Source organism: Lactococcus sp. S64 (assembly GCF_016516525.1).
Taxonomy (GTDB): domain Bacteria; phylum Bacillota; class Bacilli; order Lactobacillales; family Streptococcaceae; genus Lactococcus; species Lactococcus lactis.
The window spans coordinates 123,643-139,644 of the sequence record NZ_JACVUQ010000001.1; the positions used below are offsets into that span (position 1 = coordinate 123,643).

A 16,002-nucleotide genomic window follows, 5' to 3' on the forward strand; every position below is an offset into this window, starting at 1 on the left:
AAAGACCCTCTTGGAGGGTCTTTTTGGTTGGAACTAATTAGCTAGCTTTTTGTTTACCACGGAAGTCAACGATTAAAAGGTTAGGGCTGAGCAATTCAGCTGTACTACGCAATTCAATCAAATTATATGAAGGATTGATTTTGGTAGACATTTCATCTTGGAAGAAGTAAGAACCATAGCCTTTATAATAAATTGGTCCAAATTCAGAATCGATACTTGCATCAAAAACTTCAGGAACATTTCCTTTTTCTACGGCAACGATACGATAGCGAGAAATTCCACCAGCACAAGCATCAACTTCAGTATTGACTTCACTCAAAGTATGGTCAAAGTCAAAAACTAAATCAACATCACCAAATGCTTTAATTTTATCAGCTGTTTTTTCATCAAATGTAATTTTCATCTTATTACCTCCACTATATATCAAGAGATGACTTGTAAATTCATCTATTTGTTATCTTTTTATACTTATATTATAACGCTAAAAAGTTCAGTAGGGAACAATAATGCTCATAAATTTTTAATTAATCTTGGTAATCTTTTAAAACCCATTCATTAATCGCATAAGCAACGCCTGATTTAGCATTTGATTTAGTTACATATTTAGCAATTTTTTTCAATTCCGATTTTCCGTTTTCCATCACAACAGGACAACCTGCAACTTCAAGCATTGAACGGTCATTTTCTTCATCTCCAATAGCCATTACTTCATCCAAGTCAAAAGAAAGTTTCTCAGCCAAATGTTGAACTGCTGACCCTTTACTTGCTTTTTTATTCATGAATTCTAAATAAAACGGTGTTGATTTCACTACATTATATCGTTCAAAGAATTCGAAGGGAAGGTATGCAATTCCGTCATCAAGAGCCGCAGGTTCATCAACCATCATTACTTTAGCAATTTCTAAAGCAGCAATATCTTCGGGTTGGCGAATATAAAGTGGCATTTTAACCATTTGGGCTTCTTGGACAGTATATCTTCCGACATCGTGATTTGGAGTATAGATTCCCTCGCGAGTGATTGCGTGAATCGGCAGTCCAATTTTACGAGCAGCAGCATCTAAGTCAAGCCAATCTTCAGAACTCAAAGTTTCTTTGATAAATTCTTCACCAGTTGCTCGCTGAACCAACCCACCATTATAAGTAATAACATAATCACTTTGGTCAGTTAATTCAAGTGCTTTTAAAATATCAACAACACCAGGTAAAGGTCGGCCAGTTGTAATGACAATTTTAACGCCAGCCGCTTTAGCTTTTTTAACAGCCGTTTTTACTTCGGCAGTAATTTGGCGATTAGGGTCAAGTAAAGTTCCGTCAAGGTCAATAGCAACAAGTTTAATCATAAGAATTTCTCTTTCTATTTCTTTCAATTTATTAAATATTTAGCAATTATAGGTTGTCATCAAGTGATAATTGTTTACTGACAGAGTCGTCAGTATTTTCAGAGGCAGTAGAATTTCTGTCAGTAAAATTTTGATTAATCACCAAGCTGTCATTAACAATATACTTGGTAAATTCAGGATTTTCTAGCATAATTTTTGGAAAATAGAATCGGCTATTTCCATGAATTGTACCTGTCAAACTTTTAATAAGTGGAGAAAGTACTGACAGCTCTGTAAGCGAACCATTTTTTTGTAAAATATTAATTTCAGTCCGCGGTTTTTCAGAACTTGGTCGATAGAAATCATAAGGTAAATCATAATTACTATGAATACCAGTGTAATAATCAGGATTAAAGCCTGCTTCTTCAACTAAAGAAGATAAAATTTCTAAATCTTCTAATTCTACAGTCTTGGGGTCAAAAGTAATTGATTTGAGTAAATGACGATTGACATAAGCGGAAGCTAAATCAGCGAGAATTTCATCATCATGACTCATCCAAACTTGAAAATAAGTGTTCATAACGCCATCATCAAGTCTTAAATAATCTTGTAAATTATGATTTTGCTCGAAAAAGGGAACGAGACAAGGACTTGATATCGCAAAATAGTCTGGCTGACTGGCATATAAAGACTTAGCACGTGCGAGTAACTTTTGCAGTAAAACTTCCATTGAGCGTGAAGAAGCATGAAAATAAACCTGCATATACATTTGGTATCGACTGACAATATAGTCTTCAACTGCATGCATTCCTGAGTACTTAAAAGCAATTCCATTTTCCGTAGGAACAATCACTCTTAAAATCCAAGTTAAATCAAATTGTCCATAGACAGCACCTGTAAAATAAGCATCTCTAAGGAGATAATCCATGCGGTCAGCATCAATTTGACTTGAAATCAATTGAACAACTTGAGGATTAGAATATTCATGAGAAATAACAGAAGCTACCTTTTCAGGAAAATCAGGGGAGACTTTGCGTAAAATTCCATTAATTTCTGTATCAGGAGAAGTAATTATTTCTCGAGTGACCGCCTCGTGGTCTGTATTAAATAAACCTTCAAAAGTATGTGAATAAGCACCGTGTCCAACATCGTGTAATAAGGCTGCACACTGAGTTAAAAGATTCTCATCAGGATTCCATTCCAAAGGGAAATTCCGACTAAAATAATCAGTAATCCTTTTGGCAATGTGGTAAACACCCAAACAATGAGAAAAACGGGTATGTTCAGCTCCATGGAAGGTAAAGCTTGATGTTCCAAGTTGTTTAATTCGTCTTAAACGTTGGAATTCAGCAGTGTCAATCAATTCTGATATTACAGGATGATTCACCGTGATATAGTCATGAACTGGGTCACGAAAGACTTTTTCCAAAATAAAACCCCCTCTAAAATTTAAGGTCTATTCTCTATTAAAAATAAATCAGATTTTCCCTTATTTTATCCTAATTATACCCTATTTTCTCCTAAAATGCAGACCCTCATCACCTTAATGTTTTTAGCACAGACTATGTTTTTAATATTCAAGGAATTATAGTAAAATATGATTATGGAAATTATAATTAGGAATAGAATTAAAATTGACCAGCAAGAAGAGTTGGTCAAAGAAATATATCAGGGAGAGTTGAAAAAAGGAGAACATCAGACCTTACTCAAGTATCAAAATGCTGCAAATGAAAAAGTTTTACTTAAATTTGATGAAAAAGAAGTGATAATGACCCGTTTTGCAAAGCGACCTATCAAAATGCATTTTCATCCAGAAATTCCAGGTTTAACTGAATATGAAGGTTTAGGAGAACTATCAATTTTGACAAATGCTTTAAGCATTGATCATGAGAGCAGGACAATTAAAATTAATTACCAACTTTCGCAAGGTGCCCAAAAAATAGCCGATTATCATTTGAGAATTGACTGGAGAGAGCAAAATGTGGAAGGAGAAACAAATGGATAAAATTCATCTACCTAAAGAAATATATGAACGATTAGACCTTAAAGAAAACGAAGAAATTGAAATCGTCGATTTAGCGGCTGATAGTTTTACCATTCGAAAAATCAATGCCAGAAAATCAGATAAGGCGCCCAAGTGGTTTATTATTCCAACGATTATTTCTGCATTTATCTTTATTATTTTTGCCTTTGTCCTAAAACATCCTCATGTTATCGCGCTTTCTGGAAATGAATCTTTGGCAACGGCGGTTATTACAATTGCTAATGCAGTAGGGATGCTGACTTTTATTTCTGCTTATTTCTCTCGCAGAAAAGAATTTTATAAACAGATGACCAAAAGAAGTTACTGGCGGACATTTGCCACAGTCACTTTATCTGTTTTACTTATCGTCATTTTAGCATCGATGGGCCTTTTTTGGTTTTTAGGTCAAATTTTTTATGGTGTAAGTTTTGGACTCTTTACTTCCACCCTAATCTTTACTATTTTTTCTGGAATCATTAATTATGTCATGATTTTTGTTGTAGATACTTTTTCGATTAATATGATGGTAACAATGCTTTTAGTGGTTTCTATTGGTGGTTTCGTCTCAAGTATGGCCACTAATGGAAATCAGTACTGGTGGCAAAGGAATTTTAGTTTGCTTGGAACTCAGGCTTCACGTTCAAGCTGGCAATTTAATCTGACGTTAATTGTTTCGGCAGCCTTATTTGCAGCATTAATTGATTATATTTTTGTTTCATTAAGGCAAAAAGCGGGCAGTCATTATCGACAAAATATTTTGCAAGTTTTATTGACACTTTGTGCTATTTCAATTGCTTTAGTTGGATTAATTCCCAATGATCCAGGCTGGATGCATATTGCTCATGACATTGTTGCTCAATTAATAGTCTTATTTATGGCTATTTCGATACTAGGAATTCGTTGGTTTTTACCAAATGCTGATCCAAATTTATATCGTATGTCTTATTTTATTGTAGGTCTTATCTTAATCTCTTATGTTTTATGGCATCCTATTCATTATTTGACATTAACGGCTTTTGAAATTCTTTCTTTTAGCTTGTCTTTTGCTTGGTTACTCTTACTGGTAAATACTTTGATTAATATGCTTTGGAATACGAAAAAGATTTATAAAGTCTCGCTTAATTCTATAGAAGAAAAAAGTGAAAAATAAGACTTGAAAAGTAGAAAAAGAAGTAGTATAATAATATAGTTGTCTTTGTGAAGTCTCATAAAGTGCAACCGCACGAAGTTTCGTATTAAGTGGCATACGCCCACGAACAAAGGCGAGTCTAACAGTCGCTTGACTTAAAAGCGATGAAATCTAACAAGGAGGAATCACAATGTCAAACTATGCAATCATCAAAACTGGTGGTAAACAAGTTAAAGTTGAAGAAGGTTCAGTAATCTACGTTGAAAAACTCAATGTTGAAGCTGGTCAAACCGTTACTTTCGACGAAGTTATCTTTGTCGGAGGCGAAACAACTAAAGTTGGTGCACCACTCGTTGAAGGCGCAACTGTTGTTGGTGAAGTCGAAAAACATGGTAAGCAAAAGAAAGTTGTTACTTTCCAATACAAACCTAAAAAACACTCACACCGTAAACAAGGTCACCGTCAACCATACACTAAAGTTGTTATCAAATCAGTTAACGCTTAATTATGATTGAAGCTTGTATCAGGACAAAAAGAGACAAAATTGTTTCTTATGAAATCTCAGGACATGCTGAATCTGGCGAGTATGGACACGATGTAGTTTGTGCGGCGGTCAGCGTTCTATCAATTACAACGGCAAATAATATCTACGAGATGGCTCGCATTAAACCTGTGACTCAGATGGAAGATGGTTACTTGTATGTTGAAATTCCTTTGAGCATACCTGAAAAACAAGGCGTATTGGCTCAAACTTTGCTCGAAGCTTTTGCAAATTCGATGAAAGCAGTTGAGAAAAGCTATGGTCAGTACATTACACTTAAATTTGAAAATGGAGGGCAATAACATGCTTGAACTTAATCTGCAACTCTTCGCCCACAAAAAAGGTGGGGGTTCTACTTCCAATGGACGTGACTCACAAGCTAAACGTCTCGGTGCTAAAGCATCTGACGGTGAACTTGTAAGCGGCGGTTCAATCCTTTTCCGTCAACGTGGTACACATATCCATCCAGGTACTAACGTTGGCCGTGGTGGCGACGATACTCTCTTCGCTAAAATCGAAGGAACTGTTAAATTCGAAATGAAACGTGGTAAAAAACACGTATCAGTTTATCCAGTAGTGGCTAAATAAGAATTTTGAAACCTGTCTTTGACAGGTTTTTTTTATATATTAATGAATAAAGTCCTCTTGAGGGCTTTTTTTGTATCTTTTTAAATATATTTATAAATATATGCTAAAATATTTGAAAAAAAGATAAGGTGGTGCTATAATATTTTTATTATCAGTTATAGATTAAAAAGTTTGATAATTTCTTAAATCGATAATTGATTTATTTTAATTACTATAAAAATATACTTAACATAATGGTTGTTGAATTTTATTCAACTTAGAACTAGGAGAAATAATGAATGATGAAGAACATCAACGTCATCGATTGATTTATCATACGAATGGAAAATCCTTAGAGGAAATAAATGGGACAGTAGAAGTACCTAAAAATGTTGGCTTTTTCAAAATGTTGCTAACTTATTCAGGACCGGGTGCCTTAGTTGCAGTTGGTTATATGGACCCAGGAAATTGGTCAACCTCAATAACTGGCGGACAAAACTTTCAATACTTACTGATTTCAGTCATTCTGATGTCAAGTTTAATTGCAATGCTCCTTCAATATATGTCGGCAAAATTGGGTATTGTCAGTCAAATGGATTTGGCTCAAGCTATAAGAGCAAGAACAAGTAAATCTCTAGGAATTGTTTTATGGATATTAACTGAACTTGCCATAATGGCAACGGATATTGCAGAAGTAATTGGGGCTGCTATCGCTCTTTATCTTTTATTTAATATCCCATTAATTTTAGCGGTTTTTATTACAGTTCTTGATGTCTTTTTGCTTTTGTTATTGACGAAAGTAGGTTTTAGAAAAATTGAAGCCCTTGTTATCTGTTTGATTTTAGTCATTTTGGTCATTTTTGCTTATCAAGTCGCTTTATCAAATCCAGATTGGAAAGGAATTATTGAGGGATTTATCCCCAATAGCCGGACGTTTGCCTCTTCACCAACAGTGGCAGGGATGTCTCCTTTAACAGGGGCCTTAGGGATTATTGGTGCTACAGTTATGCCTCATAATTTGTATCTCCATTCTTCTATTTCACAAAGCCGAAAAATCAATCATCAGGATAAAGCAGATGTTGCTAGAGCGGTGAGATTTTCAACATGGGATTCTAATATTCAATTGACAGTGGCTTTTGTTGTGAATTCCCTCTTGTTAATCATGGGAGTTGCCGTATTCAAAACGGGCGTGATTGATGATCCATCATTCTTTGGTTTATATGATGCCCTCTCTAATCCGACTGTTTTAAGCAATGGACTGCTTGCCGATGTAGCAAGAACAGGAGCTTTATCCACTTTGTTTGCCGTAGCTCTTCTTGCTTCAGGACAGAATTCTACTATTACAGGGACTTTAACGGGTCAAGTTATTATGGAAGGTTTTATCCATATGAGAATGCCAATGTGGGCCAGAAGATTAGTAACACGTTTACTCTCAGTTGTTCCAGTATTGATTTGTGTCTCAATGACAAGAGGACAAACTTTGAAAGCACAGCATGAAGCAATTAATAATTTGATGAATAATTCTCAAGTTTTTCTAGCCTTTGCTCTACCTTTTTCAATCATTCCTTTGTTGATGTTGACTAATAGTAAAAAGGAGATGGGTGATTTTAAAAATAATTTCATTATTAAATGTTTGGGATGGTTTTCAGTTATTGCTTTGACCTATCTTAATTTGATTGGTTTGCCAGATCAAATTGCCAACTTTATACCTCATAATCTTGGACTATCTCATCTTATTTCTGGTTTTCTTATTTTGGGAGTTCTCTTTTTATTAATTTGGACAATCGTAGAACTTTATCGAGGAAATAAAAAAATGATGGCTTACTAAAATTGATTTAACTCTATTTTAAAATAGAGTTTTTCTTTATATTCAGTAAGGTGTGATTTAAATTAAAATATGAAATATGCTATAATGTAAGAAAATGATTAATGGAGATTGTGTATTTGACTAAAAATTCAATTGAATTTAAACTAGAAAATCCAGAAGATGCAAGTCTACTCTTTGGGGTACAAGATAAATATTTGAAGTTAGTTGAATCTCAACTAGGGGTTGAGATTAATTATCGTGGCGAAACGGTTCAAATCGTTTCTGAGGATGAATTGACAAGGGAGCGAGCTCGTAAAGCCCTCCAAGCTCTGCAGGTACTAGTAGGTCGAGGAGTTCCAGTTCATGCGTCAGATGTCATTATTGCAATAAAGATGGTTTTAAATGATGATATTGAAAATTTCACTGCACTTTATGAAGTTGAACTGACGAAAGATGCAGCTGGAAAGTCAATTCGACTAAAAAATCTGATTCAAAAAACTTATGTTGATTCTGTCAAACATCATGATATTGTTTTTGGAATTGGACCAGCTGGAACAGGGAAAACGTTTTTAGCTGTTGTGATGGCTGTTCAAGCATTACGTAATGGTCAGGTGAAACGAATTATTTTGACAAGACCAGCTGTAGAAGCTGGTGAAAGTCTTGGGTTCTTACCAGGCGATTTGCAAGAAAAGGTTGATCCTTATTTACGACCAGTTTATGATGCCCTTTTCCAAATTTTAGGAAAGACGGCAACTGAACGAATGATGGAACGAGGAATTATTGAAATTGCTCCGCTTGCTTACATGCGCGGTCGTACGCTTGATGATGCCTTCGTCATTTTGGATGAAGCACAGAATACAACAACGATGCAGATGAAAATGTTTTTGACTCGACTCGGCTTTAATTCTAAAATGATTGTTAATGGAGATATTTCACAAATTGACTTACCTAATAAAGTAAAATCAGGTTTGATTGATGCCAAAGATAAATTAAGTCATGTGAAATCAATTGATTTTGTTTATTTCATGGCAAAAGATGTCGTTCGACATCCAGTTGTTGCTGAAATTATCAAAGCCTATGGTGATGAATAGTTTGGGACTTTTGTTAATGTCAGATTGATCAAATTTCTAGATAAGAAGGAAACAATAATGGCCGAAGGTTATGTCATGGATTTGCGCAAAAAAATTGGGCATGTCCCAATGGTAATTGCATGTGCAAGCTTGATTATTTATGATGAAAATCGAGGAATTTTACTTCAAAAACGGGCAGATAATGGGAAATGGTGTTATCATGGTGGGTCAGTTGAACCGAATGAAAAGGTTGAAGAAGCAGCGAAACGTGAACTCTATGAAGAAGTTGGCTTAAAAGCTGGAAAAATAAAATTGTACACTGTAGCTTCTGGGACAGAACAACACTTTTTCTATCCAAATGGGGATGAAGTTCATATTGTTGATACTGTTTTTACTTGTAATGATTTTTCTGGAGAGATTCTTTTAGAAGAATCAGAGGTTCTTGACTGTCAATGGTTTGCCTTTGATAATCTGCCAGAAGATATATTAATTGCCACAAGAGGTCCCATTTTGTCCTTTTGTAAGGAAATGTTGCAAAAAAAGGCTGACAGAAAGTAATTGTTGATTGTAAGTGACAGATTGAATGAGAAATTCTCTGACAGTTCTGTCTGTCATTAAAATTTACTGACAGAATAATAGAAATAGCTAAAATATTGAGCTACTTAGGGCTATTTTATGAATTATTGTCAGTAATTAAATAAGGAAAAAAATGTACGTAGAATTAGTTGATGAAACAGGCAAAGTGCCAAGTGAGATTATTGAACAAACCAAAGAAGTTTTAGCTTTTGCTGCTAAAAAACTGAACTTGAAAGAATCAGCAGAAATGTCAGTAACTTTTGTTGATAATGCTCGTTCACATGAGTTGAATTTGCAATATCGCGAAACTGACCGACCAACCGATGTTATCTCATTAGAATATAAACCTGATGAATCAGAATTTTTCTTTGATGAAGATATGGAATTACCAGAGGAATTGTTGGAAGAAATGGATCCATTTATTGGTGAATTGTTTATTTCAATAGACAAGGCTGCTGAACAGGCTGCTGATTATGGTCACTCGATTGAACGTGAATATGGTTGGTTAGCTGTTCATGGCTTTTTGCATATCAATGGTTATGACCACTACACACCAGAAGAAGAGTCAGAAATGTTTGGTTTGCAAGAGGAGATTTTAACTGCCTATGGACTCACAAGATAAAGATGTAAAACTCTTTAAGAAAAAGGATTTTAATAATGGTAAAAGACCTGTTCAAGAGGATAGGGCCCGTTGGAAAAATCCTAATTTACTTTCGAGTTTAGACTTTGCACTGTCTGGAATTTGGACAGCTTTTAAAGAAGAACGTAACATGCGTAAACATGCTTTGGCAGCCTTTTTAGCCATTGTTTTTGGTCTCGTTTTTCAAATTTCAGAATTTGAATGGCTCTTTTTGTTGTTGTCAATTTTTCTAGTTTTTATGGCAGAACTTTTTAATTCTGCTATCGAAAATGTGGTGGATTTAGCATCAGATTACCAATTTTATATGCGTGCAAAACGAGCCAAAGATATGGCAGCTGGGGCAGTTTTAGTTATTTCGGGATTTGCATTGATTGTTGGTCTGATTGTATTTTTACCTAAAATTTGGCATCTTTTCTTTTAGAGGATAAGCGGAAATGGATAGAAAAAATGATTTTCTAAAAATATTGAAAAAGAACTCCGAATTGATGTTCATTTTGGATGAAGTTTCTGTTTTAAATTTGCCTAATTATTATCTAGCCGCAGGAAGTGTCTTTCAAACGGTTTGGAATTATTCTGACGGAAATAATTTAATGACAGGAATTCACGATATTGATATTGTGTACTTTGATAAAGAGATTTCTGCTGACAGCTCTGCTAAAAATGATAAAAAGTTAGAAAAAGTTTTATCTGAAAAATTTCCCTATCAATTTGATATTCATAATGAAGCATACATGCATCTTTGGCATAATGGAAATAAAGTACCGTATAAAAACACAGAAAATGCGATTGAGCGTTGGATTGCTACGGTTCATGCTGTAGGCATAAGTGGTAATTCACGCAATATTGAAATTTTTGCTCCCTACGGCTTAGAAGATATTTTTACTAAAACAATTCGGCCAATTTATCATGTCGATAATAATCGAATACTTTATGAAAATAAGCTTGCTAGGTGGCAAGAAAGATTTAGTAATTTAAAGATTATTGAATGGTCAGATGAAATAAAGAATTTATAAAAAGCTGAAAGGCTTTTTTATTTGATTTAATGATTAACGGCAGAGAGAAAAGCTCCTTATTTCATGAACACCAGCTTCTTTTAGAATTTGTGATGCGTGATATAAGGTGGTACCTGTTGTATAAATATCGTCAATTAATATAACTTTTGTAGGGACTTTTAGCCCTTTTTTTAATCGAAAAGGATTTGGACTTTCCAATCGTTCTTTTCGATTAAGGCTAGATTGTTTGACCGAATTCTCTTTTTCAAGAAGTTCAATAAAATTATCTTGTTGAAGAAAAGCAGTCACTTGATTGAAACCACGTTCCTCTAATCTTTTTGGTGAAATAGGAATTGGAACCAAAGGAGATTTTGGGGAAATACTTTTAAAATAGGGCTCAAAAATTTGGTATAATCGATAATCTCCAACAAATTTATACTGGCTAAAATAATCTTTCATTGCTTGATTGTAGTGAAAAATTGCCTGATGTCTGATTTTGTATCCTCTTTTTTCCCAATTTTGACAATCAGTACAGATCTCATGGACATTTGGCTTACAGCAGCGAGGACAGTGAGCTTCAGGGATCTTTTCAAAATTTTTTTGACATTTAGAACATAAAAGATTTTGAGGACTTTTGAGTAGGAAAAGTTCGCTAAATAGAAAGTTTTGAGCAATACTTCTTGAACAAAGCAAACACTTTATCATGAAAGACCTCCCAGTTGGTTCATTTTTTTGATTTCTCTAACTGCCTGACACATTGCTTTGGATTTTCCGTAATGAAAAAAACTAACTAAGCCTGTTGGACGTTCAGGACTACGACCCACACGTCCAGCCATTTGTATCAGTGCGGATTTAGTGAAGTTTGGGTGCTCACTGTTGATGACAAAAACATCAACATTTGGAAAAGTGACTCCCCGTTCAAGAATTGAAGTCGCTATTAAAATAGTAATTTCTTTATTTCTAAAAGCTTTAACAATTTCCAATCTATCTTTTGTTGTTGAAGCAACGGAAGCAATTTTTTCTTTAGGAAATTTCAATTGTAGTTGTTTTGCAAATTCTTGTCCAAATTCAATTTCAGCAGCAAAAATAAGAAGAGGAAAGCCACTATTTCTTTGCTCAATTAATTTCTTATCAAATTTATTTTTCCAAAAAAATTTAGGCACGACTAAAGGAAAATTGTGAAAACGACGCGGGAGAAACAAAGGATAGAGTTTTTGCTTTTTTATATCTTTTTCAAGTTTGTCAGTAGAAGTTGCGGTCAAATATATTAAATTTCCTTCTATTTTTCTTGCTTTTTCTGCCGCAAAATAAAGCATTTCATTATCTCTAAAGGGAAAGGCATCAACTTCATCAATAATCAGCAAATCAAAAGCTTCCTTGAAACGTAAAAGCTGATGACTGGTCATTATTATTAATGGAGCTCGGAAATAGCTGTCGCCATCATGATATAAGAGTGGAATCTTACAGGAAAAATCACGTGATAATCGCTGATGAAGTTCAAGACAAACATCAATTCTTGGACTAGCTAGACCAACAACCCCACCGCTTTCTAAAATTTGCTCAATGACTTGATAAATCATTTCAGTTTTTCCAGCTCCAGTCACAGCTTGGACAATTATTTGCTGATGAGAATTAATTTCCTGACAGAGGGCATTTGAAATTGATTTTTGATTCTCTGTCAGTTTTCCCGACCAGTTTATATATGATTTCTTTGGGAAATTCTTTTGTGGCAGAAAGTACAAGAATTCATCGGAGCGGACTCGACCTAATTGAATACAACTTGGACAGTAAAATACACCAATTGGAAGTTTGACAGATTTTTTTATATGAACAGTCCCACAACGGTTGCATTTTATTTTATTGGAAGAAATTGAAGTCATTCCCAAAATTGGATTCACCTTCGCTTCTAACAAAAAATTACTAAAAATTTTACTGACAGAAATCTTGTCAGTACTTTTTATAAGTTGTAAAATATCATTTTTTAATAATAAACGGCCAAATAACTTTTCTTGATTAGTGCTCATACTATTCTATACGAAAATGCTGTTAAAATGTAACAAAATTTGTTAAAATCAGTAGCATGACTATCACTATAAAAACTGATTTTATCAATGAAGAGGAAATCAAAAAATCACGATTTATTTGCCATTTGAAAAGAATTTCATCTGAAGAAGAAGCGCGTGATTTTATTGCGAAAATCAAAAAAGAACACTGGAAAGCCAATCATAACTGCTCGGCCTATACATTAGGTGACCGTCAAGAAATTCAACGAACAAGTGATGATGGAGAGCCGTCAGGGACTGCTGGTGTTCCGATGCTTGAAATTTTAAAGAAAAAAGAAATAATCAATGTTTGTGCCGTTGTTACTCGGTATTTTGGTGGAATAAAATTAGGTGCTGGTGGTTTAATTCGTGCTTATGCGGGCAGTGTAAATCATGCCATCGAAGCTGTTGGTTTAGTTGAATTTATCAATCAACGTGAGCTTATTTTAAACCTTGATTACAGCCTCTATGACAGCTTACAGCGCTTTTTAATTGACCAAAAAATCAAAATTTCGGATAGTGAGTTTTTGTCGGATATCAAAGTAAAATGTTTTATTGACGAAGAAAAGGTTGACGAAGTCATGAATTTACTGACAGAAACTTTTAATGGAAAAATAATCATGAAAAAAGGGGACAGTCAACAAGTAGAAGTTGAATTCCTGTCATAAAATATTGATTTTAAAAAGGGAGAATTCCCTTTTTATTTATATCATAACTGATAAAGGTTTCTGTTTAAGTTAAATCAGTTAAAATACTAAAAGAACAACAATCGAAAACCTATTTTCTTAAGAAAGGAGAAAAATGACAAAAAAATTAGCACAGCTTTTATTTTTCATTTATATATTAGGACTGGTTTGGCTGGTATTATTTAAACTTTCTTTTCATCCATTTGCTTTTCTTGAAATGACGAATACAAGAAGTCTTAATCTGACACCTTTAGCCATGTCCGGTGGTCGTCGCGAGGTTTTATTTAATATTCTAGCTTTTATTCCTTTTGGTATTTTATTGACTATGAATGCACCAAAAATCTCCTTTTTAAATAAATTGGCAATTTCCATTTTATTAAGTTTTTCATTTGAAAGTTTACAATATCTTCTTGCCATTGGTGCAACGGATATTACTGACCTCATCACTAACTCACTTGGAGCCTTACTTGGAATAAGTTTCTATTATTTACTCATAAAAGTCTTTTCAAAAGCAAAAGTCGACCTTATTTTGACAATTTCTTTTACGATTTTGCTCATTTTTACGATAATCTTTATCAGGCAAAGCATAGTTCTAGGCACAGTGAGAGTGTAAAAAGTATGTTAGAATAGATGAGAAGATTATTTTAGAAGAGGGGACCTATGAAAATATTCAGAGGCTCATTTATTGTTAGTTTAATTGCCCTAATTATCGCATTTGTTTATGCTGGGTGGAATGGACTTTTTATTACGCTTATTCTTGCTGTTCTAGAAATTTCCTTATCTATGGATAACGCTATTGTGAATGCACGTATTCTCGAACGAATGAGTTCTGCATGGCAAAAAGCTTTCTTAACCTTAGGAGTTTTGATTGCCGTTCTTGGAATGCGTTTGATTTTTCCACTCTTGATTGTTGGAGTGTCAGCCCAAATTGACCCTATCAGTGCTTTAAAATTAGCTTTAGAAAAAGGAAATCCCAATACAGTAGGAACATATGGTTATATTTTGCACCATGCTCATCCACAAATCGCAGCTTTCGGTGGAATGTTTCTATTGATGCTAGCCTTAGGATTTTTCTTTGATGAACGGGCACATACTTGGCTTAAAATACCAGAGAAAATCCTTCAAAAAATTGGAAATTTTCCGGCAGCAAATGCAATTATTTCCATTATTTTGCTTTTAATCACATCGGAATTTATTGCTAAAGATGCTCACGCTGTTTTATTTGCTGGAATTTTAGGAATCCTAACTTTCATGCTTGTTGACGGTTTTGGAGAAACGATGAGTCATAGCAAAGCTGCAAACACAACAAGTAGTGTGGTTGCGACTGGTAAGTCTGGACTTGCTTTATTCTTATATTTGGAAGTAATAGATGCTTCATTTAGTTTTGATGGGGTAATAGGTGCCTTTGCAATTACAGCAGACCCGATTATTATTCTTTTAGGATTAGGTGTGATTGGAGCGATGTTTGTAAGAAGTCTAACGCTTTATCTTGTTCAAAAAGGAACATTGAATGACCTTGTATATCTTGAACACGGAGCACATTGGGCCATTCTCACGCTTGCATTTTTAATTTTAGCAAGTATCAAATGGGAGATTGGTGAGGTTGTTACAGGACTTCTAGGAGCTGTATTTATTATTCTTTCCTTTATTTCGAGTGTGATTTATAATCGAAATCATTAAAAAGATGACGGAAGTCATCTTTTTATTTTTAGAAAAAAAGTTTAAAACACAATATATTGTGTTTTTTATGATAAAATATAGATATTAAATACTATATATAGGTTTGGTTGTGATAATGAAACTTAGCATTTTACATATAAATAATACTCATCTCACCCTTGATAAGGTTTTTTCTTTAATTAATAAAATCAAAGAAGAAAATAAAAAAAGAGTCATAGAAACTTTAGTTTTAGGAGATGGAAATAGCATTTTTAATAACATTGAGCACAAAAATGATGAGCAAGACCTCCTGAATACCTTTCCTTTTGATGCGACGACATTGGGAAGTCATCAATTTGATGAGGGTTCAAAAGGAATAGTGGAAAATCTAAATAAAATAAATTTTCCAATCTTAGCCGCTAATGTTAATTTTGAAGATGATAAACTTTTAAATCCTTTAGTAAAAGAAGGAAAATTTATTCCTTATCTCCTTAAAAATACAACATCAGGTAAGAAAATAGGAATATTTGGTTTGACAACAATGGATATTGTTTATCGCTCACATCCGAGTGCGGAGACTATCTTTTCTAACCCTTTTGATAAGGCAGATTTTATAGTTAAAAGATTAAAGAACCTTGGAGTTGATGTTATTATTTTATTAAGTCAACTTGGAGAAGAAATGAACCAAATGTTAGCTCAACAATTTTTAGAAATTGATATTATTATCGATAAACCCGTAGGGACATCAGGAAAAAAAGTTGAAAAATGCGGAAATACACTCATTATTCAATCTGAAACTGATAACTATTCTCTTATAGAATCTGAAATCAATATTGATGACGAAGGCAATTTACTTTTTATTCAAGAAAATAATTATGTTTGAATATGATAGATAAACCAGAAAATTGATACCAAATAAGACAGAAGTAAGGTCATCAGTTTATTTTGCCT

Annotated in this window: 20 protein-coding genes and 1 other annotated feature; of the genes, 15 read left to right on the plus strand and 5 right to left on the minus strand. The window is 33.9% G+C overall.

The genetic code is table 11. The features are described 5' to 3' along the window. Nucleotides 1-37 precede the first annotated feature (37 nt). The 3 genes from IAE51_RS00590 to IAE51_RS00600 all read right to left on the minus strand — a co-directional run bounded on the left by IAE51_RS00590 (nt 38) and on the right by IAE51_RS00600 (nt 2,748). Nucleotides 38-403, minus strand: coding sequence for an iron-sulfur cluster biosynthesis family protein (locus IAE51_RS00590; protein ID WP_003130630.1), 366 nt, complete (start codon nt 401-403; stop codon nt 38-40). A 121-nt stretch (nt 404-524) separates the two neighbouring features. Then, on the minus strand, nt 525-1,340 hold the full coding sequence (gene yidA, locus IAE51_RS00595; protein ID WP_003130632.1) for a sugar-phosphatase: 816 nt from the start codon (nt 1,338-1,340) through the stop codon (nt 525-527). 46 nt (nt 1,341-1,386) lie between these two features. Continuing rightward, complete coding sequence (locus IAE51_RS00600) at nt 1,387-2,748, minus strand: HD domain-containing protein (RefSeq protein ID WP_200094457.1); 1,362 nt, start codon at nt 2,746-2,748, stop codon at nt 1,387-1,389. Nucleotides 2,749-2,922: 174 nt separating this feature from the next. Here IAE51_RS00600 and IAE51_RS00605 point away from each other — a divergent pair, with 174 nt between their 5' ends. The 11 genes from IAE51_RS00605 (at nt 2,923) to IAE51_RS00655 (ending at nt 10,685) form a co-directional block, all read left to right on the plus strand. Further along, nucleotides 2,923-3,324: a DUF1934 domain-containing protein gene (locus IAE51_RS00605; RefSeq protein WP_026138891.1), complete on the plus strand. Its 402-nt coding sequence runs from the start codon at nt 2,923-2,925 to the stop codon at nt 3,322-3,324. Next, nucleotides 3,317-4,492, plus strand: coding sequence for a DUF998 domain-containing protein (locus IAE51_RS00610; RefSeq protein WP_003130638.1), 1,176 nt, complete (start codon nt 3,317-3,319; stop codon nt 4,490-4,492). The genes IAE51_RS00605 and IAE51_RS00610 overlap by 8 nt, the downstream gene beginning before the upstream one ends. Nucleotides 4,493-4,548: 56 nt before the next feature. Beyond that, nucleotides 4,549-4,622 (plus strand) — a sequence feature (ribosomal protein L21 leader region). 39 nt (nt 4,623-4,661) lie between these two features. Beyond that, nucleotides 4,662-4,976: a 50S ribosomal protein L21 gene (gene rplU / locus IAE51_RS00615; protein ID WP_003130644.1), complete on the plus strand. Its 315-nt coding sequence runs from the start codon at nt 4,662-4,664 to the stop codon at nt 4,974-4,976. A 2-nt stretch (nt 4,977-4,978) separates the two neighbouring features. Beyond that, a complete protein-coding gene (locus IAE51_RS00620; protein WP_012897702.1) occupies nt 4,979-5,314 on the plus strand; it encodes a ribosomal-processing cysteine protease Prp in 336 nt (111 codons plus the stop codon). A 1-nt stretch (nt 5,315) separates the two neighbouring features. Beyond that, nucleotides 5,316-5,600 carry a 50S ribosomal protein L27 gene (gene rpmA, locus IAE51_RS00625; protein WP_003130646.1) on the plus strand — a complete coding sequence of 95 codons (285 nt, stop codon included), beginning with the start codon at nt 5,316-5,318 and terminating at the stop codon, nt 5,598-5,600. A gap of 274 nt (nt 5,601-5,874) precedes the next feature. Next, complete coding sequence (locus tag IAE51_RS00630) at nt 5,875-7,407, plus strand: Nramp family divalent metal transporter (protein WP_200094459.1); 1,533 nt, start codon at nt 5,875-5,877, stop codon at nt 7,405-7,407. Between the two features lie 101 nt (nt 7,408-7,508). Beyond that, entirely contained in the window at nt 7,509-8,477 is a 969-nt protein-coding gene (locus IAE51_RS00635; protein ID WP_003130649.1) for a PhoH family protein, read from the plus strand. Between the two features lie 57 nt (nt 8,478-8,534). Next, on the plus strand, nt 8,535-9,014 hold the full coding sequence (locus IAE51_RS00640) for an NUDIX hydrolase (protein ID WP_021722517.1): 480 nt from the start codon (nt 8,535-8,537) through the stop codon (nt 9,012-9,014). A gap of 151 nt (nt 9,015-9,165) precedes the next feature. Beyond that, on the plus strand, nt 9,166-9,654 hold the full coding sequence (ybeY, locus tag IAE51_RS00645; RefSeq protein WP_200094461.1) for an rRNA maturation RNase YbeY: 489 nt from the start codon (nt 9,166-9,168) through the stop codon (nt 9,652-9,654). Beyond that, a complete protein-coding gene (locus IAE51_RS00650; protein ID WP_003130653.1) occupies nt 9,638-10,093 on the plus strand; it encodes a diacylglycerol kinase family protein in 456 nt (151 codons plus the stop codon). Before ybeY ends, IAE51_RS00650 begins: the two co-directional genes overlap by 17 nt. 13 nt (nt 10,094-10,106) lie before the next feature. Further along, nucleotides 10,107-10,685: a nucleotidyltransferase family protein gene (locus IAE51_RS00655; RefSeq protein WP_021722515.1), complete on the plus strand. Its 579-nt coding sequence runs from the start codon at nt 10,107-10,109 to the stop codon at nt 10,683-10,685. 33 nt (nt 10,686-10,718) lie between these two features. Here the strand turns inward: IAE51_RS00655 and IAE51_RS12110 are convergent, their stop codons facing one another. Beyond that, entirely contained in the window at nt 10,719-11,123 is a 405-nt protein-coding gene (locus IAE51_RS12110) for a ComF family protein (protein WP_021722514.1), read from the minus strand. Nucleotides 11,124-11,365: 242 nt separating this feature from the next. Continuing rightward, nucleotides 11,366-12,688, minus strand: coding sequence for a DEAD/DEAH box helicase (locus IAE51_RS00665; RefSeq protein ID WP_200094464.1), 1,323 nt, complete (start codon nt 12,686-12,688; stop codon nt 11,366-11,368). 56 nt (nt 12,689-12,744) lie between these two features. On the opposite strand from IAE51_RS00665, the gene IAE51_RS00670 reads away from it, so the two are divergent. The 4 genes from IAE51_RS00670 (at nt 12,745) to IAE51_RS00685 (ending at nt 15,934) form a co-directional block, all read left to right on the plus strand. Further along, complete coding sequence (locus tag IAE51_RS00670; protein WP_003130660.1) at nt 12,745-13,374, plus strand: YigZ family protein; 630 nt, start codon at nt 12,745-12,747, stop codon at nt 13,372-13,374. Nucleotides 13,375-13,507: 133 nt separating this feature from the next. Next, the gene (locus tag IAE51_RS00675; protein WP_003130662.1) at nt 13,508-14,005 is read left to right on the plus strand and encodes a VanZ family protein; all 498 of its coding nucleotides are present in this window, start codon (nt 13,508-13,510) and stop codon (nt 14,003-14,005) included. Nucleotides 14,006-14,052: 47 nt separating this feature from the next. Further along, nucleotides 14,053-15,072, plus strand: a complete 1,020-nt coding sequence (locus IAE51_RS00680) for a DUF475 domain-containing protein (RefSeq protein WP_200094467.1) — start codon at nt 14,053-14,055, stop codon at nt 15,070-15,072. 115 nt (nt 15,073-15,187) lie between these two features. Then, complete coding sequence (locus IAE51_RS00685) at nt 15,188-15,934, plus strand: bifunctional metallophosphatase/5'-nucleotidase (protein ID WP_058208415.1); 747 nt, start codon at nt 15,188-15,190, stop codon at nt 15,932-15,934. Nucleotides 15,935-16,002: the final 68 nt, after the last annotated feature.